Origin of the sequence: Methanoculleus chikugoensis (genome assembly GCF_019669965.1) — an archaeon.
GTDB classification, from domain to species: Archaea; Halobacteriota; Methanomicrobia; order Methanomicrobiales; family Methanoculleaceae; genus Methanoculleus; species Methanoculleus chikugoensis.
In genome coordinates this window covers 273566-296304 of record NZ_AP019781.1, presented here as the reverse complement: position 1 = coordinate 296304, position 22739 = coordinate 273566, and the positions used below count along the sequence as shown (strand labels likewise).

Sequence of the window (22739 nt, the reverse complement as noted above, 5' to 3'; positions counted from 1 at the left end):
GCAACGCTGTGATCACCATAAGGCCTATCTCCTCCTATAGGCATGCCGCCGCCCCACAGGCTGAACAAAAGGCCTCTGTGCACCCACCTCGCTCTTTACCTCATCAAACGTCATCCAGGCATCGTCGCTTGAATCCATTGAAGAATCACACATTTAAGTGCACAGAACGCCTACGTGCCCATTGCCTCCGGGCATGGGGGGTGCGTCATCCGGGGCGTCAGACCTGGGGATGGGCGACCCCCGCACACAAATGGGTACCGCACGCGGCACCCAATCCGATTCTGTGTCATGAGACCATATAAAACCGGCAGCCATCGTCCGTTTTTTTTCCGAATTCATCTTAAACCCTCTCATTGTGGGGCGATCGCACGGCAGTGTGCCCCCGTCCCCGCCAGGGGGTGTGCCCGAAAGGATGCACTCACCCGATCTCTGGAGAACCGGTTCGGAACAGAAAAACCCAAACCTTTTCTTCGCTGAGGGGGGAGAATGGTACCTCCCGAGATTTTCCCCCAGTCGGCCTCTAAGGCCGGATAATAGCGGGATAGGGTGGCCCGAGGCCAGGCGGTGACGCCCAGACTGATGTTGTGGTTCAGTTCACTTCCTCCGACTTGCCTCCCCCGTGGAAAGAGGCGATGCATATCGAGCACGGGCGACGGGGACTCCCCTTCAGGGCCATGTCGTCAGGACCACGTAATACGCACCCTCGTACTCCATGAGCGGGTACAGCCCCCTCCCCTCTCGGGGACCGTAGGCATCATGGAGCGCCTTGCTCTCCGTGTACGAGACCTTAGTTCCCCCGATGACACGTTGATCCCGGTAGCCCCACTCCCACGCCGAGGGGTTCCGCTCCTCACCCCGGATGACTGCGGCGAGTTCGGGGTGCTGTTCGAAGTCCTGCTCAGTCAGGGGAACGATCACGCTCCCCCCCGGCTCCGCTCTCTCCATAACGTAGAACATCGGCTGTTCCCCAGAACTCTCGTGAGCGTAAATGATGAGGGCGTCGGCGAGCATGAGGCCGAGCGCGATGGCGATGACGCCGGCAAGACCACAGGCGACGACGAGGGCCGCCGTTTTGAGCCGGTTTCTTGATTTCGGATTTTTATCTTCTTCCATTCCAATAGCACCTGTTTTGACCCGATTTTAGGGGATCAGGATGAGAAAGTAGTAATACGCACCCTCGTATTCGATGTACGGCTGGTTTCTCGCCTCGACATCGGGACCAAACGACTCGATAAGTACTTCCCGTTCTAGGTATGTCACCGGAGCGCTCCCAATCGTTCGCTCGTCGAGGACACCGTACGGTGTGTCTCCCGAATACCAGGGTCCGGGACCCCGGTTGTCGCCCCGGATTGCGGAGTCGAGCGCCGGGTGCTGCTCGAAGTCTTTCTCGGTCAGGTGGATGATCGATGCATTTTCCGGCGGCAGTTCGCCCCTGATCTCCCAGACGTCCAATCTCGGGGATCCACCGCTTGCTTCGAGCCAGTTGAAGAGGGCGGTGCACATGAGCACAACCATCGCAACGAGGAGGATGACGCCGATGAACGCCAGAACCCCCTCGATAACCAAACGTCTGTCATGTTTCGATTTCATGTGACCTCTTTTATCTCTTTCGCCCGATCCTGCCAGAAAGAGAACGCCCCGGATCCTTCCGGCGGCCCCCATTCTTCTTTTCTGACACATGCTGCCCGGGGTTTCTGTACCACCAAACCACCCGGTAACAATTTAAAAAGGTGGTAGGGGTGAGACTCGCATCGGCTCCCATCAGGAGTGATAGTTCGCAACTGTCCATTTCGTCTCCCGGATTCTCCTTGCGTTGTCGTGATCGGCATCCCCGTGGTAGTCGTCCGATGAAAATTCAGTGGTACTCATCAACTCATTGAAGTAACTGTATGTCACGGTATTCTTGAGGTTGAGGGGAGGAGAAAACGGTTGATACCACTGGTAGGCCCTACGGTAAGACGGGATCGTCCGGTTTTCATCCAGCTCCTGGTGACCAGCATCAAAGAGGTGCCCCAGTTCATGGATGCTCACGCACCTGCGGCCGTGTGTGGTACCCAGGTACAAGATGTCGTCAGGGACCATCTGAGCCCAGGCATGCCGATGATGATATGGGTAGTAGCCGTAAGTAGCCCCCTGTGCAGAACCGTCTGCATCGTAACCACCAACATACAGTGCAATATCTGCGGCCCAGAGATCAAGGTCGGTGTTCGGATAGATCGCTTGGACCGCAACAACGGGGTTGCTCGTGATGTTAGAATGGTTTGAGAGTTGAACCCGCTTTGAATCGGTATACGCCATTACACAGAGCGTCACCCTAATATCGTCCCGGTCAAACTGCCGGTTCGCTTCGGCTACGATATCCTGAGCGACTGTTTTCCAGTTGTCCTGATCCTGGTAGAACTGGTTATCGGTAACCACCAGCAGATTGACCGTGGCATACTGGTCCTGGAGTTCTCTCATGGAAGATTCCAGATTCTCGGGAACTTCGATCGGAGTGTATCCTTCCGGGGGCGTGAGCGTCCCGTAGTCGATAAGACTCCATTTTTCAGGATTTTCAATATCCTGAGAGCTGTAGATGACATGCAGAGGCGATGCTTCTCCCTTTGCGCGCGCTCGCGACTCGACCGGGGTGATCCAGAATGTTTCGTTACCGAAGGTTACACTCCCGACAAGGGCGTTTTCCCCGGTCGTCAGGAGAACATCGCTCCCGCCAACGCCGACGATCACCCCCTCGTACGAGTCGATGCCGTCGTCGATCTGCTCAAAATCCATCCTGTGCAGTTCGGCCTGGTACTCCTTGCCATGGATCTGGAGGGGGAGTACGCCCCGTATCTGCTTGTTCAGTGCAGCATGATCGAACGTCACGAGATCGTACCGGGTAATGCCCTTCGGGATGTTCAGCTCTTCTGGAGCGTTGATTCCGGATGCTCGCATATCGGATACCGATGTAGTACCCGTGATGAGTACATCCATAGAATCCCCGATGACCAGGACCGGCTCGCTGCTATCTGCGGGAAGGGTCCCTGTGACATCCTGGGCGCTCACCGCAGACACAACCCCCACGCCCACCAGCAGCAGCGCCGTGAGCAAGGAGAATACCCGCATTCCAGTTTTTCCGTTCATTTCGTTTTCCTCCAGTTTCTGTCCACGGAGGCAGGAGAAGCACACGTTTAAGTGCGCAGAATGTGTACATCCTGTTGCCTCCGGGCTTGCGGGGCGCGTCATCCGGGGCGTCAACCGGGGATGGGCGACCCCCGCACACAAACGGGTACCGCATGCGGCACCTTACGCATTTTGAGGTCATTAAAACATATAAAATCAGCAGGCATCGTTCGGCTGGAACCGAACACATCATAAACCTTCTTATGGCAGGACAATAATCCCCGCCCCTGGAGACAGGACCCGCCGACACCCACAGTCCCGGACACCCGCACATTTACCCATCCGCCACGCAGCAGATCGCAAAGTTTAAGATTTGTTCGGCCAGAACCGAACGACGACAGCGGGCTTTATAAGATTCCCCCTCGAATTCGGGTTTAGTTCCGGGTGCAGGAACGCCCGGGCGCTCCTTGAGGGATACTTATGAAACCATGGATCTACATGCTGGCAGCACTCTTCCTGCTCGCGGCTCTGCCTGCTGTCGCCAGCGCCGCACCACCCGCGCACAACTATGACTGTTCGGATACGACGCCGACGGCCTACGACGCACGGGTGGATCAGGCAGCGATGTACTACTCCAGCTCGTCGTCCACGAATGCACACGCATCGACGGCTTACGGTCAGTTCAGGTCGGATGCGGTGTTCTTCTTCAACGGCCACGGCCTCTACTACGACGACTCGCATAAAGGCGGTGGGATAAAGTTCTCCTCGGAATCCTGGATACTTGCCGACACCGACGGCCACTACCCGGGAAACGACCGGTACTACATAACTGATTACGGGACCGACATCAGGGATGTCCTGCTCGCGGTCTACCTCGCCTGCCATACGTCCCACTACAACCCTTACAACGGAGATCTTCTCCAGCAGACCATGAACAAAGGCGCAGACATCTGCCTGGGGTTCGACGGCGAGGTCGAGGTCGAAAACGGAAAGTGCTGGTCCGGGAGCTTCTGGGACCGGTTGCGAAACGGGGAGACCGTTGCAAGCGCCGCAAGCAATGCAAAGGACGACTGCTACTTGCACTGGCCGTTCGGTTACCATGGAGTGGACACCTACGAGATCTCCGGCAGTTACAACAGTTGTCTCACTCCCGCTCGCTATGGGGTCTATTAATGGGATGATTCAATCATGAAATGGATACCAATTACTGCAATCATATGCCTCGTCGTCGCGGTCTCGGTCGTGTCAGCGACTGGTGCCAACGCTCCGATCGGGGTGGATACCGCGAAAGGAAAAGCACAGGACTTTCTTAACGCACCCGATGCAACCGTCGAGTACCAGAAGACCGAACGCCTGAATCTTGGAGAGTACTATGTCTTTGGCACCGGAGAGGGACAGGTTTACGTCAACGCCCGGACCGGGGTGATCGAACGTGCCACGTTCGATTCCGCACGGAAGGATTGCCGCGATGTCCGGCTGGATCGGGCCGCAGCCGAAGTAACGGCAAGGGCCTACGCCGAAGAGAAGTACAGCGGCTTTGCGAAGAAGAGTATGCAGCTTACCAGATCGGACCTGGTTTCTCACGGTGATGCGGGCAGCGAGTACTCGTACATCTGGAGAGAAGAGATCAGCGATGTCCTCACGCCGAACACGGTCGTCGTGAACCTTAACCCGAGCACCGGCGAGATCGTCTCGTACATCGGGATCCAGCGGGAGATCAAATGTTCGCTTGAGCCGAAACTTTCCCGGGACGAGGCGCTGAAGATCGCAGCCGGGCAGTTCCCGGGAATCCGGGTGACCGGTGCAACGGCCGACCTCTCCGTCGAGTACACCCGACCGGACGTACAGACGCTGACATGGGTGATTACGATGAGAGGCGAGCCAGAGGACCACGTTCTCCAGGGAGGGCTTGTCGTTATCGACGCGCAGACCGGAGAAGTGCTGATGGTGAGTCCATACCTCTAAATCACCTCTTTTCCTAATGTGATACAATGCACTCGAAGACATGGATATGGCTCGGTATCGGCGCCGTTCTCATCCTTGCTGCGGTAAACCTCGCCATACTCGCCGCCTTTCCCCCGGGACAGCAGCATGTGCAGGAACCGCTCAAGCGGGTGAACTGGATACTGCCGTTCGGGCCGGGGTTCGAGTATCCCGATCCCTGTGAGAGCCCGATCATCACCTACGACGCCGATAACGAGACCTGGCATCTCGAGAACGCCACCGCCTGGAACCGGACAATCTCCCTCGGGGATCGCTACAGCCTCGACCCGGCCCGCCCGGAGGATATCCGGTACACTCCCGATATCGCAATCGAGAGCGACAGGATCAGCCTCGACTTCTTCATCCGGAACCTCGCGGGCGAAGACTGCGCCCGGGCCGATCTTGCCGTGACGACGGAAACCGCGAGCCTGAACACCACCACCGGGTCGCCGGAGGGGGATGTCCTCCCCGGCGCCTCGACCTCGCTGCCCGTCGACGACCTCGCCGCCGGGGAGTGGCGCGAGGTGCGGGTGATGGCGGACCTCCCGCAGCCCGGCCCGGAGGAGGTCCTCTCCCTGACGATCGGTCTTGCCGCCCCGTACACCCTCACGACCCCGAACGGCACACCGATCGACTTCGACTTCCGGCGGGCGACCGTCACCATACCGGGTTCCAACACCCCCTGGAAAGAAGAGATCGACCCCGGCTCTACCCCGGACCCCAACCTCAACAGGGACCGCCTCCCGGGGGGATCGGCAACGTTCGTCGTAGTAGGGATAGGTGCACCGGAACCGGTCCCACCCCCGACCCTCCGGGCGGAATGACGGAGATCGGCGCATCCTCTTTTTCGGCAGTACCGGGACAGTTCCGGAACGCTTTTCTCTCCCGGCAGGGGAGTACCTGATTGTTTCGGACCAGACCCATATCGGAGAGATTTCAAATCATGGAAGAAGTCACGCTCGACCGGGGCGATATCGCTGCGCTATCCTCCGACGTCCGGGTCGCTATCCTCAAAGCGCTCGATATCCGGCCCATGGCGATGAGCGAGCTCGCCGACGGGCTCGGTCTTGCAAAGTCGACTGTCCACGAACACCTTGCCGTTCTGGCCGATGCGGATCTCGTGGCCCACGAGAACGCCCGGAAATGGCGGGACTACACCCTGACGGAGAAGGGGCGGCGGATCCTTCATCCCGGGAGAGACCACCGGATCATCTTCCTCCTCGGCACATCCCTGGTTGCCATGACTGCCGGGGTGCTCTGCGTGACCTCGTATCTCCGCGGTTTTGTCGTCCAGGGGGGGAGCGTCGTCAGGGAACCCCTCCTCCTCTACGCGGGCGAGGCGCTCCTCGGCGTGACATTTGTGCTCTGGTACATCGCGTTGCGGTGCCGGCGGAGAACCGCCCCTATACCGGCGTAGTTTCTTTCCTGTCCGCACAGCCGCTCTTCGGCGACGACTTCCCCTTCTACGTCGCCACCTTCAACCTCCCCGTTTTTCGATCGGGATCGCGCCTCCGTCGGCTCGGTGGAGAGCACGAGCCCCATCCATCGATGCGGTCGACCCCCTCAGCCGGGTAACCACACCATTTGCGATGATCATCGTCGGGACGATGCACGTAACATTCCTGGCGTGGGAGATGGTCGACAACTGGCGGATCTGCGCGGCAAGTGTCGCCCCCCTCCTCACCCGGGTCTTTGCCGACGCCCGGCATACCTCTCAGATCGTCTTTGTCTCGACGAACGGGTCGTCTGTTACGGTTCCGCTGATGACGACGGTGCTACTGTAGGGCAGGAGGGGACGCAACCCGATCACCGACCATCCCTGGTTTAACTACGAAGAACTCGATAACCCCGGGAACACACAGGAAGGGGGATCTGCCGATCGGTACGCCAGGACCTGATCGCCGGCATAGTAATACTACAGATACGGCTGGATCGTTCAGCAGTTAAAGGGCTGTCTCTACTCCCTCGGTTGCCTTAATCAGGTAGTACCCAAGTCCCCTCTCCAGATCGACCTGCTCCTCCGGGGGCAGTGTCGATTCCCCGCAGGTATCTTTCTGACCTCTGTAACAAACCGGGTCTTCTCTTCTTCCGACAGATCCGTTGCGGCATCTTTGACAAAAGCCCAATCTTCTTCGGTCGGCTCACATATCTCCGGTCCGATATCCCTCCACGACGAGAGGATCGGGACGGCCTGCGGGGGTTTCGAATCCCCGGTTGCCCGGATGACAGTCAGGTTCCCGGCCCGCCCGGGCTCTTTTGCCGGGGTGGGCTCCGGGGCTGGCATCTATACCAGGTCCTGCAGAGGCTGTTCACTCTGCAGCAATTGAAGAATTAACTGGAGGGAACGACCGCCAGATTTTGTAAACGTCCCCGTCGTAGGTCACAATAACCTGTAAACCTTCGAGCGGTTCGTGCGTAGTGCTATTGAAGCGATCGATGTAGACCATATGGTGTTCTTTAAGCCTTCCCTCACGTACGTCAGAGACGGTGAGCTTTCCGACGGTGATCCGGAACGAATCATTCTCAATTGTTTTAGCAACTCCCGGATAGGAAAGGGCAACGATGACCGCATCTGCTTGAGAGATGGGTTCTGTAAGTGAAATATTGATATATTTCGATTGATTCACCGGTTGCTCTTCAACGCAACCCGTACAACAAAAAAGGAGGACTGAGATGATTACCATCAACCCTATTCTTCTTTGTTCACGCGATCCACGTGTCGATTCTGTATGCATTCGACCACCATGGTCTGTAGAAATCGCCATAAACACCTTCCTGCGTATCTGCATGGAGCTGTGTCGGGTGTGCTAACTGTGCATCCAGCTGCTCGTTCCACCATACACCATATCCGTCGTAATAGACGTAGGAATCACACACATAGGAGGTTGATACATCGGAGAATGATCCGGGATCGTTTCTGACGTATTCGTGTACCTCGTTCAGATCGCCTTCCGCAAACGGAACGTGACCGACCCGGACGACCTGTCCTTCCCATAAGATCATATAGGGATAGCCCTCCGGGTACTGCACGTCACTTACGTAGATCTCGAAATTGTAATCCCTGTCGCCGTTGGTAAGGTTACTATGCACAACCATCGGTCGTGATATGTTGTTGTTATCATAGGTGAAAACATGGTAGCGAGCCGGATTCGGATCATCGCAGACTGACTCTATACCTATCTCGATCCAGTTAGCGGTCGTACCGATCTTTTTTCCAAGATGGGTCGTAAGAAACTGGCGTCTGGTGCCATCCGAGGAGCATTCCATCAGTCCGGGATGTACCCATCCATTAACACCCTGAAAAACTGTGTCAAACAGCCAGATGCCTGAAGAACACATCTTTACTGCCGAAACGCCATCCTCTGTCAGAGGATCTATCTCGCCGTACATCGAATAGTTCACCTCATCCCTTGCCTGTTGCAAAAGGGGCGATACCCGTTCGTCATCAGCCTCTGTCCATCCGTCAAGGTATGAAACTCGCGGCAGGCTACGGATTGCCTCGGCAATCTCTTCTTCGGAACATCCTTTGCTTCGGAGTTCGCTGATGAACGAGGGAGATCGTTCCTGAAGTGTTGCAGGATCCACGATGTCCAGCTTCTCAATATCGAGTGCCCCGGCATCCATTGCCATCGCCGGCACCATCACCACACTCACCAGCATTATCGCCAGGAGTGTGGAGAATGCCCGCAGTCCAATTTTTCCGTTCATCTGTTTTTCCTCCGGTTTTTCCCCGGAGGCGGGAAGAGCATACCTTCAAGTGCAGGAAGTGCATACACTTCCATTGCCTCCGGGCTTGCGGGGCGTGTCATTCGGGGCGTCAACCGGGGATGGGTGCCCCCGCACACAAGCGGGTACCGCATGCGGCACTCGATGCGATTCTGGGTCGTTAGAACATATAAAATCAGCAGTCATCGTTCGGCTGGAACCGAACACATCATAAACCTTCTTATGGCAGGACAATAATTCCTGCCCCTGGAGACAGGACCCGCCGTCGGGCGCCGGGATAATGGTCACGGCCCTGCCACGCTCGTCGAACCTCCCCCCACGGAACCGGGCACCGTCGCAGTTGTTCCCGGCAAAGACCGCCGAAAACTATTCCCCTCATACATCCCGGTTGCCGGCGCGGAGGCGTTGATCGTATTCTGCCGATTGGACGGGTCTGTTTTGAACAGACGAAATGCAAATATATACCACTGACCGTCTACGCCTGTCAGGACGCGGCCCGACCGACCAAAAACGGATCAGCCAGAACCCGAAGTTTTTCCCGGTCGCGCGAAGCGTCCCAGACCCCGCAAACATCTCCCAGTCGCATGATGATTATGTTCTCCGGCCAGTCCTCGAAATCCAGAAAGAAGACCGCTTCGTCTGCAAGGATCTCCTTCGGCGACCCATCGACGATATAACCCGTCTCGAATCTCGTGGGAGCAGGGAGATGCATCGCGACATAGGTGTCGTTTTGTTTCATGGCGTCCAGCTCAACCCGCGAGAACCCCATCTTATACTGACCACAGGTGCTCCGGATCTGCTCGCGGCACTCTGCTTCGATGGCAGGATACCCGGGATCTCCTGGATAGAGGATAACGCCCGGGTCTCCTGCATGATGAATCTCGATAAACGATGTATTCTCCCGGGGAACGCCTGTCGGGCGGGGTGTTCGGTTCTCCGGAACCTCCGTCGGTATCTCACCCGGCCCTTGCAGATCCGGGTTCGGGAGTATATGTATTCCAACCAGGACCAGCATGCCCGCGGCGGCACAGGTGATGACGAGGTACAGAATCTTCTTCATAGAATTTCGCTCCGAAAAAGAAGAGGAACCTGGGGCGGTCACTTTACCGCCGGGATACCCTCCCCAAGGTCGGGGGACGCGGGGATGTATCTGACGAATGCGGTTCCCCCGGTCTCATCCCGCACCTCGCCCCTGAAGATGTAGACCGGGACGAGGTAGGTAGGCTCATCCATCGCCGGTGCTTCATAATACCCAAGTTCGATCCCGGTGATAACCGCGGTCGGGCCTTTTCCGTCGACCGCCAGCCCAGTCGCCTTCAATTCTTCAAAAGCTTCCTGTGGCGTTATGACTGCTATCTCCTTCTCCGGGGCATAGTCTCTCCAGAGTTTGTAAACATTCAGGATATCCCCGCCGCCGCCGATCTCAGCCGTCAATTTCGAACCCACAACCGGCCGACCGTCGATTGTGCGGGAGTAAGAGACCTGGACGTCTTCAAAGGCGATACCGATCACCTCACCATCCTCGTTATACTCAACGATTTGGGGGTGGGCAACGCCACACAGGATTGCATCGGGGGGCATCAGCCCGGTCTCCTCCAGGTACTGTGTTGCGATCTGGATCGCCTCATCGTCCGAAGGAAGGCTTTCCGGCAGGTCTTTGTCGTTCGGGTTCATCCAACGGGGGATATCAATCAGAGCGACTCTCCCCGACTTCATATGAACCTCCAACGAGTGGGGTTCATCGGAGAGCAGCATCTGGTCGTACGATTCGCGCACCGTTCCCTTCAGGCCTATCTTCTCCGCCATCGATGAGACAAGTTCCGTCGTGATCTCCGGCTCCAGCACCCGATACAGGATAACCTCCGCAGGCGTCGGCGGGAACGGAACAGAGGCGGTGTAGGTGAGGTTTGCAGCACCCGCCGATTTCACGCCACCTATCTGGTTGGATTGACCACAGTCAGGTGTATGACTGTCGCTGAAAAACACGGGTATGCTGACAACGCAGATGACTCCAAGAAGCGCCAGGACACCGGCACTAACTCCAATTAGTTTCATGTTCATGTGATCACCTCAACACTGGTACGTACCGTACAGGAACGACGTTCCGGGTGTCCCCTGGCTCCCGTGCCCGTAGACATAATCGGACCAGCAGCCTTCTCGGGCAAGGGCTGCCGCATACGTGGTCGAAGGCTCTGTATCCTTCGCTGCAATGAACCATGCCGTGATGATCGGTTGGGTGGTCCACGTACCGACCATCCGGTGTACGAAGTTAGAGCCTCTGTCCGAGACATCGTGACATTCAGTATGGAACCCGGTCATCGAGTGTAGGCCGCCAAATGCATTGTACCAATTTGTATGGCTATTCTCGCGCAGAACAGTGCAGGCATCAATGGTAATCCAGTCCATCTGCGTGTTTCCCCAGAGAGCATCACTGTAACTCAGGAAGGTATCGTCTTGGGAGGAGGAAAATGCAAATCCTTCTGGGGCACCATGGCCCGAAAAGAACGCAAAATGTGTATCATCTGTGTAAATATAGTCTATACCGTTTCCGGACTTACTGGGATCTTTCCAGTGTCTTTCCAGGGCCTGACCATCGCCATAGATAAAGTCTCCCCACCAGGATGAGTCACCACCGAGCTGGTAGTAAAACCCCTGTGCGTTTTCATCATTGTGCTCCAAGTCGGATGGTGGGGGATAGTTGTTCACCCATTCTGCACAACAATAATAGTATGCGCTTGCGGGCACCATAACCACGCTCACCAGCAGCAGCGCCAGGAGCATGGGAAATGCCTGCAATCCGGTTTTTCCGTTCATTTACTTTCCTCCTGTAGTTTTCCGGAGGCAGAAAAGGCACATATTTAAGCACGCAGAACGCTTACGTTCCCTTTGCCTCCGGGCTTGCGGGGCGCGTCATCCGGGGCGTCAACCGGGGATGGGAGACCCCCGCACACAAACGGGTACCGCACGCGGCACCCAACGCGATTCTGGGTCGTTATAACATATAAAATCGGCAGTCATCGTTCGGCTGGAACCGAACACATCATAAACCTTCTTATGGTGGGATAATGATCCCGGCCCTTGAAGGCAAGACCCGCCGACACTTCACAGTCCCGAACAGCCTCACCCTTCCTCTACGCGGGCGAGGCGCCCTCTGTGCGAGGAACACGCCGCGATCCCGAAAAACCCCGCTCTAAAACCCAGGCAGGCTCCCGCTCGCTCACTGCACCCCACACCCCCGAGCAGAACCGTAAAGGGGTACCGGCACTCACCTTGATGAACCGGACGGAGCGGTGCCCATATGAACGGTGCGGTCACGGATTTCCTGATAGTTGCAGACCAGATCTTCATCCTGGTCCTCCTGATCGCCGCGGGCTACGTCGCCGTCGCGACGAAGATCGTCGACCCCCGGGCAACCCGGGGGCTCTCGGGGCTCCTCGTCAACATCACCATCCCGGCGCTGATCGTCGCCTCGATGCAGGTGCCCTTCACCCCCGAGCGCCTCGCCGGGGCCGAGACCCTGGTCCTCGCGACCGGGATGCTCTACGTCTTCTCGTTCGCCCTCGCCTGGGTGGTCTCGAAGGCCATGCGGGTCCCGGCCGCGGAGGAAGGGGTGCTCCAGTTCGCGATCGTCTTCGGCAACGTCGGGTTCATGGGGTTCCCGGTCGCCCTGACACTTTTTGGAGAGGAGTCGCTCTTTTACGTCGCGATCTTCAACCTCATCTTCAACGTCCTGGTCTTCTCGGTCGGGATCGCGATGCTGACCGAGGGGAGAGGGAAGGGGTTCGACCCAAAACTCCTCTTAAACCCAGGGATCGCGGCCTCCATCGTCGGGTTCGCCCTCTTCCTCGGCTCGGTGGAGATCCCGTCGCCCTTCATCGACTCGATCGACCTCCTCGGGGGGGTGACGACGCCGCTCGCCATGATCATCGTCGGGGCGATGCTCGCGACGTTCCCGGCCCGGGAGATGGTCGGGAACTGGCGGATCTGGGCGGCGAGCGCCGTCCTCCTCCTCGCCATCCCGGCGGCCTACTGCTATCTCCTCGCCCCGGTCTTTGCCGACCCCTACATCAACGGGATCATGATCACGATGGCCGCGATGCCCGCCGCGGCAAACACCGTCATCTTCGCGGAGCAGTACGGCGCGGACTCGAAGCTCGCGTCGCAGATCGTCTTCGTCTCGACGATCGGGTCGCTCGTCACCATCCCGCTGATCGCGACGGTGATGCTCTAGATACGCCGCCCGAAGTGTCGCGAGAAGAAAGATCGGCCCCTCGAGGCCGGTGTTGACGAAAGGCAGGTACCAGTGGCCCGGTCGATCGAGAGCCCTTCCCAGAGGAGGAGGGCCGCCCGGATGATGCGCATGGGCGGGGGAGGGCGGCGGCGGGGATAGTGGACCAGTTCGTATGGTGTAGCTGGATCAAGACTGGCATCGCCCTTACTGTCCCAAAACCTCTTTTCATTTCCCCGTTAATAGCGGAGTAATCATGGACGCAAGAGAACGGGAACCCCTGACCCTTAACGATATGCAACAGAACTGCATGTTCGAGATTGTCATCCTCTTTAAAGGGCACAATCCGGAATCTAAGGAGGATACCGGATACAAAATATTTGCAAAGGCGTGGAGAAAATCAATAAAGCCGTTCACCTCCCTGGACAATTCCGCTTACCCCCGAAAAGACAAACGGAACGGGGAATGGACATTGCAGTTTGACAATTACGAATGGCAGGGTCCGGGATGGCATTGCTACATTGAGGAAAACCGGTCTGATAGTAACATGATGAAGACCCTTAACACGATTCTGCAAATCCCAAAACAATATCCCGAATCGGAAGCCTTTTTCTTCAGCCAGGAATATGCGGACTGGGAACGGGACAGGAGAACGCACCCTGTTCGGATTCGTGATGATGAGTATAGTGTGCTATGCCGGGCAGGCTACCATCATTGTTTGGAATAAAGCAGATCCAAGAGAGAACAATGAGAACAGGCACACCGGGATGCGCCTCACCCCCGAAGCGCCCGCACAAACCGCTCCCGGATCTCGACCGGGGCGAGGGGGATGTTTCCGACCGGTGCGTTCCCGGGCTTTAAGACCACATGGATGAAATTCGGGCCCCGGCCCCGGTTCTCCCAGGCTTCGCTGAGTTCCCGCTCGTCCTGCACCTTGCACGTCCTCTGGATCCCGGCGGCACGGGCGAGGAGCTCCATGTCCACCAGCCCGGAGGCCGGGGTGGGCTGGTTTCCCGTGCTCCCGAAGGCCCCGTTGTCCAGGCAGACGATCGTGAGGTTCGCCGGGGATTCCGCCGCCACCACCGGGAGGACGGCGGTCCCGAGCAGGCTCCCGTCGCCGTCGAGGACGACGACGTCCTTATCTGTGGCGAGCGCAAGCCCGAGCCCGATCGGGGTCGCCTGGGTGTAACTCCCGAGCATGTAGAAGTTCAGGGCCCGGTCGCTCGCTGCATAGAGCTCCTTTGAGGGCACGCCGATGTTCGCGACGACCGCCTCGTCGTCAAGGGCGGCGGCGATAGCCCTTATCGCGTCGTACCGGGTCATCACCGGTTCCCGAAAGGTTCGCCGGTACTCGATCACCGACTCCCGGGCCCGGGGCGGGAAGACCTGCTCCGTCGGGCAGGCCTCCTCTTCCCCTTCCCAGAACGAGGGGAGGATCAGTCCAACGTGCGGGCGCATGGAATCGTAGGCGTCCCGGACGACCTCATCGATCAATCCCTCATCCTCGGGACCGCGGATGATCGTGAAGGGGATCCCGAGCGCACGAAGCACCTCCGGAACCGCCCGGTTGAACGGCACCTGGGCCGGGATCGCCTCCCGGTAGACGCCCCGCCAGCTCGTGAGGACGGGGAGCGGGAGGCCGAAGGTGACGGTGAGGGACATGATGGCATTCAGGGAGTTGCCGAGCCCCGAACTCTGCATGTGGAGCACCGATCGCGCCCCGGCCATCGCGAGCCCGGCCGAGATCCCGACGCCGTCCTCCTCCCGGGTCAGGTTCACCGCACGGAACCGCTCCGGGATCAGGGCGCAGAACTCCTGCGTCCGGTCGCAGGGGAGGCTCGCCACGGTATCGACCCCGAGGGCGGAGAGCCGGTCGAGGACACATCCTTCACGCACGGACCGCCACCCCCTGCTCCGAAAGCCATCCCCGGACGGCATCCCGCACGTCCCCAGCGAAGGCCTCGCCGGCCCGGACCCGGAGGTAAGGCTCGACCGGGTAGCGGTCGAGGTCCTCTGCCGCACGCGCATACCCCCCGCCGGTCACGTTCAGGAGGATGCGCTCATCCGGGCCGACGAGCCCCTCCTCCGCCGCCCGGAGGAGCGAGGCGACCGCGACAGCCGCCGCCGGGTCGAGGTCGATCTCTTCGGTCTCGGCAAAGAGTCTCCCGGCGGACCGGGCGTCGTCGTTCCCGACCGCATACACCCGGCCGCCGGAGGCCGCGAGGGCGTCGTAGACCCCGCCGCGGACCCCCCAGGGCGGGTGGCGGTTCGTCAGGACGTCGGCATAGACCCGGGAGATCGAGGCTTCGACGTCCGGCATATCCTCGGCCGGGAGGATATCCCGCCGTCCCGCCTCCCATGCCCGGACCATCGGGACGAAGGGGAGGTTCTGGGAGAGGTGGAGAGCCGGGAGGCGGGTGCCGAACCGGCCGTCGGCGATGAGCCGCTCCGCCGCTTCCCACGCGGCAATCGCCCCGGTTCCGCTCCCGACCGCCTGGAAGTAGGAGTCGGGGAGCCGCCCGGCAGAGAGCGTCCCATCGAGCACCACCGTCCCCATCCCGTCACGGCGGGCGACGTTCTTCGCCCCGCCCTCGGGGACGATCCCCGGGATGGAGCAGACCTCCCGCCCGAACGCGATGGAATCCGAGTAGTCCCCGTCCACCGTGATGAGGCAGACGTTCGGGGGCTCCACGGTCGTCCAGAGCCGGTCGGCGGCGGACGCCGGGACCACCACCACGACCGGCGCCCCGGTCAGGGCCGATGCCTGGCAGAAGGCGCGGCCGGTGTTCCCCGCCGACGAGACCTGGATGACCCCGGCTCCCTTCTCCCGGAGGCGGAGCACCGTCGGCTGCGCTTCGAGCTCCTTGAAGGAGCAGGTCTCCATCCGCCCGCCCCGCTCGGGCCAGTAGCCCGAGAAGGTGACGGTGAGGTGGGAGAGCCCGAGTTCCCGGGCGAGCCCCTCACTCGCGTAGGAGACCGGGCCGGCATCGACTCTGAGGTGGCCCTCGACCGGGAGCCACTCCTTGTAGCGGAAGACCCCCGGGAGGCTCCGGAGGGGGAGGCGGCGCTCAGCATACACGGTCCGGAGGAGGGCGTCGCACCCCGAGGGGCAGTCGAGGGTGTAGTGGTCGGGGAAGGACCGGCCGCACCCCGGGCAGTGGATGAGGTACTTCTCCCTCACCGCTCCCCGCCTCCGGTGAAGGTGAACCGGAAATCAAGGACCATCTCTTTTAGGTCCCGACAGAGGTCTTCGGCGAGCGTCCGGCCGGACTGGCGCAGCGTGATCGGCACCTTCCGTCCCCTGACCCGGATCGAGCCCTCGCCGGCCTCGAGGGCGTCGTTCGGGCAGGCGGCAAGGCAGGCGGTGCAGGCGAGGCAGCGGTCGCGGTCGATCCCGGTCTCGCGGTCAAACGCACCCGTCGGGCAGATCGCGGCCGCGGCACAGGCCGAGCACTCCTCGCACCACTCGGGGTGGTAGGTCGGCTCCCTGTCGGGCCGCTGCCAGAGATCGGCGTAGGTCGCCGTATCAAGGACGGTGCGGGTGTTGATGTCAGCGACCGGAAGGGGGATCTCCTCGTCGAGGACGCGGAGGGCAGCGACCTGCCGGTCGTCGAGGACCGGGATAGCGACGCCGAGGCTCGTGATGCACTCCGGGCCCGCAGAGGTCTTGAATCCGCCCATGTAGCGGGGCTGCATCCCGGCCATATCGGCGATGACCGTGAGGTTCGGCCGCGAAGGAGTGCTCCGGGTCCCCTCCCCGGTCACCAACCCGGCCGAACCGTTCAGGAGAACCGGGGTCCCGTCCCGGATCGCAAACCGTGCGGGGTCGTTCTCGAGCGGATTGATCTCGCCGCACCCGCTGACCGAGACCTCCCGGCAGGGCCCCTCGAGCCCCGTGACCGAGAAGATCGTCGTCACCCGGGTCGGCCGGGTGTTGAGGTAGGCGGTGTAGTTTTTGTAGGCGCTCCGGGTGGTGAAGATCCGGGCGTAGGCGAGGTCGTCGATGGTCACCCGCGTCTCGATCGAGCGGTCGGCGGCCTCCGCCAGCACCTCGATCTCGCGGCCCTCCACAATGTCGCGGAAGAGGTGACCGCCCCCGTAGCCCGCCCCGGCGTGGGCGGTCCCGGAGACGATCAGGTCGACGAGCCCGAGGCGCTCGTTCGGGCAGGGGCCGGGCATGCAGGGGACACCGTTCAGCCAGACCCGTTCCGCCCGCTCGAACTCCCCCGGCGCCGCCACCGGGACCGAGAGGATCGCCGCGGTCCCCGACATCACCCCGCAGGTCCCCGTGGTGACCACGTCGACGTCTGCCGCCGTGACCTCCGCACCCTCGCGGACGAGGCGCTTGAACTCCGCGGCCGTGTAGACGACCGCCGAACCGTTCCGGATCTTTGCGTCGATCTCTCTTATCGTCTTCATAATCTGATATCCTCCACCCGCACATGGAGACCCGAGGACTGTGCGAGAATCATATTCACGACACCCGTGTGCGTAAGGTTCATCATGCAGTAGCCGGGCAGAAACCGCTGCCGCATCCCGAAGATGGGTTCGCGCCGCACCGTCCGGGCAATCCCCTCGAAACCGACGATGTGGTACGCCTCAACGTCCTTAAATTCTCCGCCCCGCGATACTTCCGGTCCGACGACCTGGCAGGTGAGGAGGCCGCTCACCAGGCTGGCGTGAAGGACCGAGAGGACGTGCTGGACCGGGCAGCCCGCACCGGCCGGCCTCCCGACGACGATATCCCCGGCCTCGATCCCCCACTTCTCCACCAGGTCCGGGCGGAAGGGGAGGATGATCTTCCGGGCCGAGACCTCGCCGGGGAGGGGATCGAGGACGAAGTCGTACTCGCCGCCGAGGATGTCCCGGCCGGAACGGAGGGCCTTGCCGTCGAACCGGGGGGCCGCAGTCCCCGCGTGGTAGAAGACGCAGTCTCCGAGTTCCTTCTCCCCCCGCCGGACCCGTTCGAGAAACGCTTCGCAGGTCGGGGCGCCGCAGGCCCCGCAGTCCCTCCCCGGCGGTTGCCATGCCACCGGGCTAGTCCCCCCGGAAGAGGTAATCGGCATCCTCGAGCCTCCGGACGACCCCGAAGTGGTGCTGCCACCCAATCTCGGTCTTCCCGATGCAGACGGTGCAGACCCCGAGCGGCGGCGCCCCCCGGAGGACGATTGTGTCGGGATCGGTTATCTGCGGATATTCTTCGATCGCCCTGAGGAGGTAGCGCATCCCGGTCCCCTGGACGGCGTTCGTCTCGACGATATCGAGGTCCGGGTTCACCTCCCGGATCCGCTCCCGGAAGACCTCTTTTTCGGCCTGGGAGACGAGGTCGATCCGGGTCACGACCGCGATATCGGCGAGCGCAAGCATCGCGGCCATCTTCAGGGGCGTGTTCGTGCCGGAGACCGCGGAGAGGACAACGATCCCGAGCCCCTGCGTCGTGTAGGGGGAACAGCGGAGGCAGAGCCCGGCGCTCTCGACCAGGAGGAGGTCGGCGCCCTCCCTTTCGGCCCAGGCGATGGCGTCCCGCATCACCATGACCCCGGCGTGGTCCGGGCAGAGGTCGCCTGAGTAGACCTTCCGCACCGGGATGCCGAACTCGGCCGCGAGTTCCTCGTCCTCGAACGCCCGGACGACGTCGATCTTGAGGTAGACGATCCGGTGCCGGTCCAGGAGAGAGCGGATGGTCTGCCGAACGACAGCGGTCTTCCCGGCGGACGGCGGACCGGCAACGACGGCGAGCTTCATGCCCCGACCGGTCCCGTGATCAGGTTTCCGGCCCGGATCTCCTCCCGCATCCGGTGGAGGATGCCGTCGAGGCGGAGAGCCTCCCGGAGAGCCTCGTTCTCGCGATCCAGCGGCTCGATCACCCGCTCGACCCCCCCGTCCCGCATGACGATCCGCCGGGCGGAGAGGAGGGAGACCAGAGGATCGTGCGTGACGAAGATGACCGCCTTCCCCCCGGCCCGGAGGACCTCGATCACCCGCTCCTTGAAGATTCCGGCGTTCTCCACCTCGTCGAGGAGGAGGACCGGTGCCGCCGCGATGAGGACCGCGTCCGCCACGAGGAGCGACCGGGTCTGCCCCCCGGAGAGCGCGGTCATCCGGGCACCGGCCCGGATCTCTTCACCCGTAAACTCGTTTGCGAGGGCGATCGTTCTTTCGACGATCCCGTCGTCGGCGATCTTGCGGGACCGGACGTGCATCGCAAGGAACTCTGCAACCGTAAGATCGGCGAGGCACCGGGTGTTCTGGGTGATCAGGGCGACGGGTTTATAGGCCGGGTCGCGGACGAACTCTTCGGGAGGGAATTCGCCGTTGACGAGGACCGTACGCCCCGTCGCGGTGTCGTTCCGGGCGAAGACCTCGATATCGTTGATGAGGGCGCTCTTCCCGGAGCCGGTGGGGCCGACTATGGATATTGTGTCCCCCGGACGGATGGTGATGGCCTCGAACCGCTCCGGCTCGCCACGCCGGTTCCGGCCGGGTAGGATCGTGATCTCCCGGGTGGGTGAGGTGTCCATGAAGGAGGATTGTCATACGGGATGATAAGGGTTGTTCTCAATAGCAGAATTCTTAACCAAACCAGGAAAAACATTATCTAAATGATACTACTATAGTAGAACAATATGCTCTCGCGAAAGATCTTTGAAGTAGAGTTTGCCGACGCGCTCCAGGAGGAACTCGCCCGGCAGGATATGAGCATCCGCGACCTCGCGGAACGGGCCGGGATCCCGCCCGCAACCCTCTACAAACTCACGTCGGGCAGGGCGGATCCACGCCTCTCGACCGTCCGGCGGATCGTGAACGTCCTCGAACCCCGGGAGAAGAGTTTCATCGCGGTCATCGCGGCCCGGTTCCTGCTCGACGAGATCGACAACCGCGACCTCCCCATCGGCGGGAAGCAATACCACATCCGGGGCTACGCGGCCGATTCCCTTGAAGAGTGCATCATCGCCGCCGTCCGGGCCGACAAGGAGGGGGCGCTCGGGATCATCTGCGCTCCGATCCTCGCGCCGATCGTGGAGAAGATCGCCGACTGTCCGGTCGCGATCATCAAACCGCAGCAGCAGACGTTGATCGAGGCGATCGAGACGATTGCAAAGAGGGTGTAGGAGCCGGGGATCAGGCCGTTATGAAGTCGATCACGTAGTAGTTCCCGCGATACTCCGCGATCTTCCCCCGGTAACCCTCTACGATGCGCATCGTCTCGTTCTCGGAGAGCGGAACCTCCATAAAGCCGGTGCGGAGGGTCTCGTTCACCCTGGGGAGGTCGACGAGATCGGCATCGGTGAGCGGGACGATCTCGTGGCCGGCACTCAGGAAGTCAGCTTCCGTCCAGCCTGCAGGGTACCCGGAATCCTTTAGATCCCCGTTGCTGATGTTGTAGAGCGTGAGATAGCAGCCGCTCAGCCCTTTCACGTCGGCGGAGGAGAAGAGATAGTGGATGACCTTCCCCGGGGATTCGGTGTCGTACCGCCCGGTGCTCTCCACCCAGTATGCGACGCCGCCGGTCTCGAAATAGCCGCGAAGGACGTCGCCGCTGATGGTCAGGTGCGCCCTGCCGTCCCCGGAAAGGGTGCCGGTGAAGGAGCCGGTGCCGTGCAACGACTCCTCGAGAACCGCCGTGCAGGGCTGCCCGGCGATATGCACCGCCAGCGGTTCGCCGGAAAGCAGGCGATCATGGATACCCTCTGTATCGTAGACCGCGAGTTCGTAACGCAGGATCGAGGAGAGGATATCCACGCCCTCGACCGGGGCATCCCTCTTCTCCGTGAAGAAGTCGATATGGACCAGGGCCTGATCCTGTGGGGCAATCTGCTCATGCGGGGTTACGGTGACCTCTGCGACGGGCGCGAAAGCCGCAAAGCCCGCCGCCAGCGCCGTGACTGCGGCGGTGAGGAGGAGCGCCGGGATTATCGAACGTTTCTCTGTCATCTCACCACCCCTTCCGGCCGATGAGGAGGAAGAAACCCAGAAGCGAGAGAACAGCAAGCGTGGAACCGAACCCCGGCACCGTCCGGGGGAGGGGCTCCAGTTCCAGGTCGAGATCGTTCGTCAGGTTTTCAAAGATGAACTCCTCCCGGAGGGGGGCGTAGCCCTCCTTCTCGACCGTGACCGTCTGCCGGTAGCCAAAGACGCCTTCCACCAGGTAGCCGCCGTCCTCTCCGGTCACGTTCGTCGCCGCGATGGGTTCGTCGTCGAGCGTAAACACCGACTCGAACCGCACCAGTGCACCGGGAACCGGGTTGCCACCGGCATTCGTCACCCTGCCCGAGACGGCGATCGCCGGGGGCGGCGGGAGACCGATACGGACGGTCACGTTCACGGTCTTCTCGGCCTGGCGCCCATAGTTGTCCGTTGCCGTGACGGTTATCGTGTTCTCCCCCGTGGAGACCGGGACCGAGCAGGCGAACTCGGGCCGGTTCCCGCACGAGACCTCCCCGGTTCCGCTCCGCACAACCACGTTGTGCAGACCCGTGGGGGCGTGGACCTCCCCGACGACGGCGACGCGGGGCGGAACGACGTCGATCCAGACCGTCTCGCCCTCGGCCGGGGAGGTGATGTTGATGGTGATCGGGTCTTCGACGGGCGGCGGGTGCTCGTTGATGACGGTCAGGATGAGGTCCCCGGCCTTGCCGAAGATGAAGGTCGCGTTGTCGTGATGATAGACCCGGGAGTCGTTCGGGAGCTGGTGCACCCAGGTGCAGGGCTTCTCGACACCCGCAGGGGTGGGGACTTTTGCAGAGAGTTCGTCGCTGATGGAGAGCAGCTGGTTCCCGTCGCTATCGAAGATCAGTGTTCTTGCGTCGGCAGTATGAACCATGATCGAGCCGAACGGTATCCCGGTGGTCACACTCCCGTCCCACTCCGGCTGAAGGGTCAACACCCCGGATATGGCGATCGTCTCGATCGACTCGTTCACTTTCAGTTCCGGGATCACGTAGTGATTGGGATCGAGATCTGCGCCCGCCGCCGGGACGGCCGCGAGCAGCAGCGCGAGGAGGAGGAGTGTCCATGTTCTGGTTGTTCCGTTCATTTTCAATCCCTCACCGTTCAGTCCCGGTAAATCGTCCCGACCCGGTAATACCGGCCCTCATACTCGAAGTACTTCCGCTTGCCGGTCTCGCTATCGAAGATGTAGGCATCAATCGTCTCCTGGCGGATCTTCTCCGGGTACTCAACGCTCCCCACCAACCGGATGTCCCCGGGCATATACGGGCCCCCTTCGTCCTCATGCCCCTCACCCCGGAGGATCGCGTCCAGGACGGGCAGGTTCCGGAACATCTCCTCATCGAGGGGAATGACGATACCCTCCCGGGCCGTCTCCTCCGTGACTTCGTAGAGCAGGAGTTCGTCGGGCGGGATGGTCGCGGCGATGTAGGAGGAAACAGCGACGTAGCAGCCGAACAGGAGGAGCCCGGCGACCACGACCGCGATGAGGTATCGCTTCAGCCGGGTGCCCTTCTCATGACGCGACGGCGTCATCGAATCCCCTCAAGAACGGCTGCATCTTCCTCCATCTACCCTCCGCCGGTGTGCCGACCCGGTTTTTGGCGGGTCGCACGACCGGACCCGCGCTTCGGGATACCGGTATCCACGCGGGAGAGGTCGACGTTCTTCTATAAACGATTTCTGTGACAATCGTCTACACGTCGGGCCTTCCCGATCGATTTTAAACCCAAACAAAGCCGCCGCTGGC

25 protein-coding genes are annotated in these 22739 nt (G+C 60.9%); 8 read left to right on the top strand and 17 right to left on the bottom strand.

The features are described 5' to 3' along the window. Positions 1-666: 666 nt before the first annotated feature. The 3 genes from MchiMG62_RS01560 to MchiMG62_RS01550 all read right to left on the bottom strand — a co-directional run bounded on the left by MchiMG62_RS01560 (position 667) and on the right by MchiMG62_RS01550 (position 3123). Positions 667-1113: a hypothetical protein gene (locus MchiMG62_RS01560; RefSeq protein WP_011842993.1), complete on the bottom strand. Its 447-nt coding sequence runs from the start codon at positions 1111-1113 to the stop codon at positions 667-669. A gap of 27 nt (positions 1114-1140) precedes the next feature. Further along, complete coding sequence (locus tag MchiMG62_RS01555) at positions 1141-1590, bottom strand: hypothetical protein (protein WP_048115122.1); 450 nt, start codon at positions 1588-1590, stop codon at positions 1141-1143. A 171-nt stretch (positions 1591-1761) separates the two neighbouring features. Next, positions 1762-3123: a hypothetical protein gene (locus tag MchiMG62_RS01550; RefSeq protein ID WP_161485897.1), complete on the bottom strand. Its 1362-nt coding sequence runs from the start codon at positions 3121-3123 to the stop codon at positions 1762-1764. 459 nt (positions 3124-3582) lie between these two features. On the opposite strand from MchiMG62_RS01550, the gene MchiMG62_RS01545 reads away from it, so the two are divergent. The 5 genes from MchiMG62_RS01545 (at position 3583) to MchiMG62_RS01525 (ending at position 6869) form a co-directional block, all read left to right on the top strand. Beyond that, a complete protein-coding gene (locus MchiMG62_RS01545; protein ID WP_221057594.1) occupies positions 3583-4275 on the top strand; it encodes a hypothetical protein in 693 nt (230 codons plus the stop codon). A gap of 15 nt (positions 4276-4290) precedes the next feature. Next, positions 4291-5067, top strand: coding sequence for a PepSY domain-containing protein (locus MchiMG62_RS01540; protein WP_221057593.1), 777 nt, complete (start codon positions 4291-4293; stop codon positions 5065-5067). A gap of 26 nt (positions 5068-5093) precedes the next feature. After that, entirely contained in the window at positions 5094-5909 is an 816-nt protein-coding gene (locus MchiMG62_RS01535) for a hypothetical protein (RefSeq protein WP_221057592.1), read from the top strand. A 119-nt stretch (positions 5910-6028) separates the two neighbouring features. Beyond that, a complete protein-coding gene (locus MchiMG62_RS01530; protein WP_011842985.1) occupies positions 6029-6502 on the top strand; it encodes a winged helix-turn-helix domain-containing protein in 474 nt (157 codons plus the stop codon). A gap of 172 nt (positions 6503-6674) precedes the next feature. Beyond that, complete coding sequence (locus MchiMG62_RS01525; protein WP_011842984.1) at positions 6675-6869, top strand: hypothetical protein; 195 nt, start codon at positions 6675-6677, stop codon at positions 6867-6869. Between the two features lie 525 nt (positions 6870-7394). On the opposite strand, the gene MchiMG62_RS01520 is transcribed toward MchiMG62_RS01525, so the two are convergent. The 5 genes from MchiMG62_RS01520 to MchiMG62_RS01500 form a co-directional block, all read right to left on the bottom strand. Beyond that, positions 7395-7769 (bottom strand): hypothetical protein, encoded by a 375-nt coding sequence (locus MchiMG62_RS01520; RefSeq protein WP_011842982.1) that lies wholly within the window; start codon positions 7767-7769, stop codon positions 7395-7397. A gap of 19 nt (positions 7770-7788) precedes the next feature. Continuing rightward, positions 7789-8793, bottom strand: coding sequence for a hypothetical protein (locus MchiMG62_RS01515; RefSeq protein ID WP_011842981.1), 1005 nt, complete (start codon positions 8791-8793; stop codon positions 7789-7791). 502 nt (positions 8794-9295) lie between these two features. Continuing rightward, entirely contained in the window at positions 9296-9871 is a 576-nt protein-coding gene (locus MchiMG62_RS01510) for a hypothetical protein (protein WP_011842980.1), read from the bottom strand. Positions 9872-9909: 38 nt separating this feature from the next. Beyond that, the gene (locus MchiMG62_RS01505) at positions 9910-10872 is read right to left on the bottom strand and encodes a hypothetical protein (RefSeq protein WP_011842979.1); all 963 of its coding nucleotides are present in this window, start codon (positions 10870-10872) and stop codon (positions 9910-9912) included. 9 nt (positions 10873-10881) lie between these two features. Further along, positions 10882-11625, bottom strand: a complete 744-nt coding sequence (locus MchiMG62_RS01500) for a DUF6345 domain-containing protein (RefSeq protein WP_011842978.1) — start codon at positions 11623-11625, stop codon at positions 10882-10884. 484 nt (positions 11626-12109) lie between these two features. Here MchiMG62_RS01500 and MchiMG62_RS01495 point away from each other — a divergent pair, with 484 nt between their 5' ends. Both MchiMG62_RS01495 and MchiMG62_RS01490 read left to right on the top strand, forming a co-directional pair. Beyond that, positions 12110-13042, top strand: a complete 933-nt coding sequence (locus MchiMG62_RS01495) for an AEC family transporter (RefSeq protein WP_221057591.1) — start codon at positions 12110-12112, stop codon at positions 13040-13042. A 253-nt stretch (positions 13043-13295) separates the two neighbouring features. Then, on the top strand, positions 13296-13766 hold the full coding sequence (locus tag MchiMG62_RS01490; protein ID WP_221057590.1) for a hypothetical protein: 471 nt from the start codon (positions 13296-13298) through the stop codon (positions 13764-13766). A gap of 47 nt (positions 13767-13813) precedes the next feature. Here MchiMG62_RS01490 and comE read toward each other — a convergent pair whose 3' ends face one another. From comE to MchiMG62_RS01460, 6 genes are read right to left on the bottom strand one after another with little or no spacing between them, the layout of a single operon-like run. Further along, the gene (comE, locus tag MchiMG62_RS01485; RefSeq protein WP_221057589.1) at positions 13814-14935 is read right to left on the bottom strand and encodes a sulfopyruvate decarboxylase subunit beta; all 1122 of its coding nucleotides are present in this window, start codon (positions 14933-14935) and stop codon (positions 13814-13816) included. Further along, positions 14928-16220, bottom strand: coding sequence for a cysteate synthase (locus MchiMG62_RS01480; RefSeq protein WP_221057588.1), 1293 nt, complete (start codon positions 16218-16220; stop codon positions 14928-14930). The genes comE and MchiMG62_RS01480 overlap by 8 nt, the downstream gene beginning before the upstream one ends. Further along, complete coding sequence (locus MchiMG62_RS01475; protein ID WP_221057587.1) at positions 16217-17458, bottom strand: methanogenesis marker 16 metalloprotein; 1242 nt, start codon at positions 17456-17458, stop codon at positions 16217-16219. The genes MchiMG62_RS01480 and MchiMG62_RS01475 overlap by 4 nt, the downstream gene beginning before the upstream one ends. Beyond that, a complete protein-coding gene (locus tag MchiMG62_RS01470) occupies positions 17455-18072 on the bottom strand; it encodes a (Fe-S)-binding protein (RefSeq protein ID WP_221057586.1) in 618 nt (205 codons plus the stop codon). The genes MchiMG62_RS01475 and MchiMG62_RS01470 overlap by 4 nt, the downstream gene beginning before the upstream one ends. Positions 18073-18076: 4 nt before the next feature. Further along, positions 18077-18784, bottom strand: a complete 708-nt coding sequence (locus MchiMG62_RS01465; protein ID WP_221057585.1) for a GTP-binding protein — start codon at positions 18782-18784, stop codon at positions 18077-18079. After that, the gene (locus MchiMG62_RS01460) at positions 18781-19560 is read right to left on the bottom strand and encodes an ATP-binding cassette domain-containing protein (RefSeq protein ID WP_221057584.1); all 780 of its coding nucleotides are present in this window, start codon (positions 19558-19560) and stop codon (positions 18781-18783) included. Before MchiMG62_RS01460 ends, MchiMG62_RS01465 begins: the two co-directional genes overlap by 4 nt. Before the next feature lie 105 nt (positions 19561-19665). On the opposite strand from MchiMG62_RS01460, the gene MchiMG62_RS01455 reads away from it, so the two are divergent. Then, complete coding sequence (locus tag MchiMG62_RS01455; RefSeq protein WP_221057583.1) at positions 19666-20151, top strand: helix-turn-helix domain-containing protein; 486 nt, start codon at positions 19666-19668, stop codon at positions 20149-20151. 10 nt (positions 20152-20161) lie between these two features. Here the strand turns inward: MchiMG62_RS01455 and MchiMG62_RS01450 are convergent, their stop codons facing one another. The 3 genes from MchiMG62_RS01450 to MchiMG62_RS01440 are packed head-to-tail and all read right to left on the bottom strand — an operon-like array spanning position 20162 to position 22525. Then, complete coding sequence (locus tag MchiMG62_RS01450) at positions 20162-20974, bottom strand: hypothetical protein (RefSeq protein ID WP_221057582.1); 813 nt, start codon at positions 20972-20974, stop codon at positions 20162-20164. Position 20975: 1 nt separating this feature from the next. Beyond that, complete coding sequence (locus MchiMG62_RS01445; protein ID WP_221057581.1) at positions 20976-22076, bottom strand: carboxypeptidase regulatory-like domain-containing protein; 1101 nt, start codon at positions 22074-22076, stop codon at positions 20976-20978. Positions 22077-22093: 17 nt separating this feature from the next. Beyond that, positions 22094-22525 (bottom strand): hypothetical protein, encoded by a 432-nt coding sequence (locus MchiMG62_RS01440; protein WP_221057580.1) that lies wholly within the window; start codon positions 22523-22525, stop codon positions 22094-22096. Between the last annotated feature and the right edge of the window lie 214 nt (positions 22526-22739).

Coding starts and splice junctions, on each gene's coding strand:
- MchiMG62_RS01560 (WP_011842993.1), bottom strand. CDS start 1,113: ATGGAAGAAGATAAAAATCCGAAATCAAGAAACCGGCTCAAAACGGCG.
- MchiMG62_RS01555 (WP_048115122.1), bottom strand. CDS start 1,590: ATGAAATCGAAACATGACAGACGTTTGGTTATCGAGGGGGTTCTGGCG.
- MchiMG62_RS01550 (WP_161485897.1), bottom strand. CDS start 3,123: ATGAACGGAAAAACTGGAATGCGGGTATTCTCCTTGCTCACGGCGCTG.
- MchiMG62_RS01545 (WP_221057594.1), top strand. CDS start 3,583: ATGAAACCATGGATCTACATGCTGGCAGCACTCTTCCTGCTCGCGGCT.
- MchiMG62_RS01540 (WP_221057593.1), top strand. CDS start 4,291: ATGAAATGGATACCAATTACTGCAATCATATGCCTCGTCGTCGCGGTC.
- MchiMG62_RS01535 (WP_221057592.1), top strand. CDS start 5,094: ATGCACTCGAAGACATGGATATGGCTCGGTATCGGCGCCGTTCTCATC.
- MchiMG62_RS01530 (WP_011842985.1), top strand. CDS start 6,029: ATGGAAGAAGTCACGCTCGACCGGGGCGATATCGCTGCGCTATCCTCC.
- MchiMG62_RS01525 (WP_011842984.1), top strand. CDS start 6,675: ATGATCATCGTCGGGACGATGCACGTAACATTCCTGGCGTGGGAGATG.
- MchiMG62_RS01520 (WP_011842982.1), bottom strand. CDS start 7,769: ATGGTAATCATCTCAGTCCTCCTTTTTTGTTGTACGGGTTGCGTTGAA.
- MchiMG62_RS01515 (WP_011842981.1), bottom strand. CDS start 8,793: ATGAACGGAAAAATTGGACTGCGGGCATTCTCCACACTCCTGGCGATA.
- MchiMG62_RS01510 (WP_011842980.1), bottom strand. CDS start 9,871: ATGAAGAAGATTCTGTACCTCGTCATCACCTGTGCCGCCGCGGGCATG.
- MchiMG62_RS01505 (WP_011842979.1), bottom strand. CDS start 10,872: ATGAACATGAAACTAATTGGAGTTAGTGCCGGTGTCCTGGCGCTTCTT.
- MchiMG62_RS01500 (WP_011842978.1), bottom strand. CDS start 11,625: ATGAACGGAAAAACCGGATTGCAGGCATTTCCCATGCTCCTGGCGCTG.
- MchiMG62_RS01495 (WP_221057591.1), top strand. CDS start 12,110: ATGAACGGTGCGGTCACGGATTTCCTGATAGTTGCAGACCAGATCTTC.
- MchiMG62_RS01490 (WP_221057590.1), top strand. CDS start 13,296: ATGGACGCAAGAGAACGGGAACCCCTGACCCTTAACGATATGCAACAG.
- MchiMG62_RS01475 (WP_221057587.1), bottom strand. CDS start 17,458: ATGAAGACGATAAGAGAGATCGACGCAAAGATCCGGAACGGTTCGGCG.
- MchiMG62_RS01465 (WP_221057585.1), bottom strand. CDS start 18,784: ATGAAGCTCGCCGTCGTTGCCGGTCCGCCGTCCGCCGGGAAGACCGCT.
- MchiMG62_RS01460 (WP_221057584.1), bottom strand. CDS start 19,560: ATGGACACCTCACCCACCCGGGAGATCACGATCCTACCCGGCCGGAAC.
- MchiMG62_RS01455 (WP_221057583.1), top strand. CDS start 19,666: ATGCTCTCGCGAAAGATCTTTGAAGTAGAGTTTGCCGACGCGCTCCAG.
- MchiMG62_RS01450 (WP_221057582.1), bottom strand. CDS start 20,974: ATGACAGAGAAACGTTCGATAATCCCGGCGCTCCTCCTCACCGCCGCA.
- MchiMG62_RS01445 (WP_221057581.1), bottom strand. CDS start 22,076: ATGAACGGAACAACCAGAACATGGACACTCCTCCTCCTCGCGCTGCTG.
- MchiMG62_RS01440 (WP_221057580.1), bottom strand. CDS start 22,525: ATGACGCCGTCGCGTCATGAGAAGGGCACCCGGCTGAAGCGATACCTC.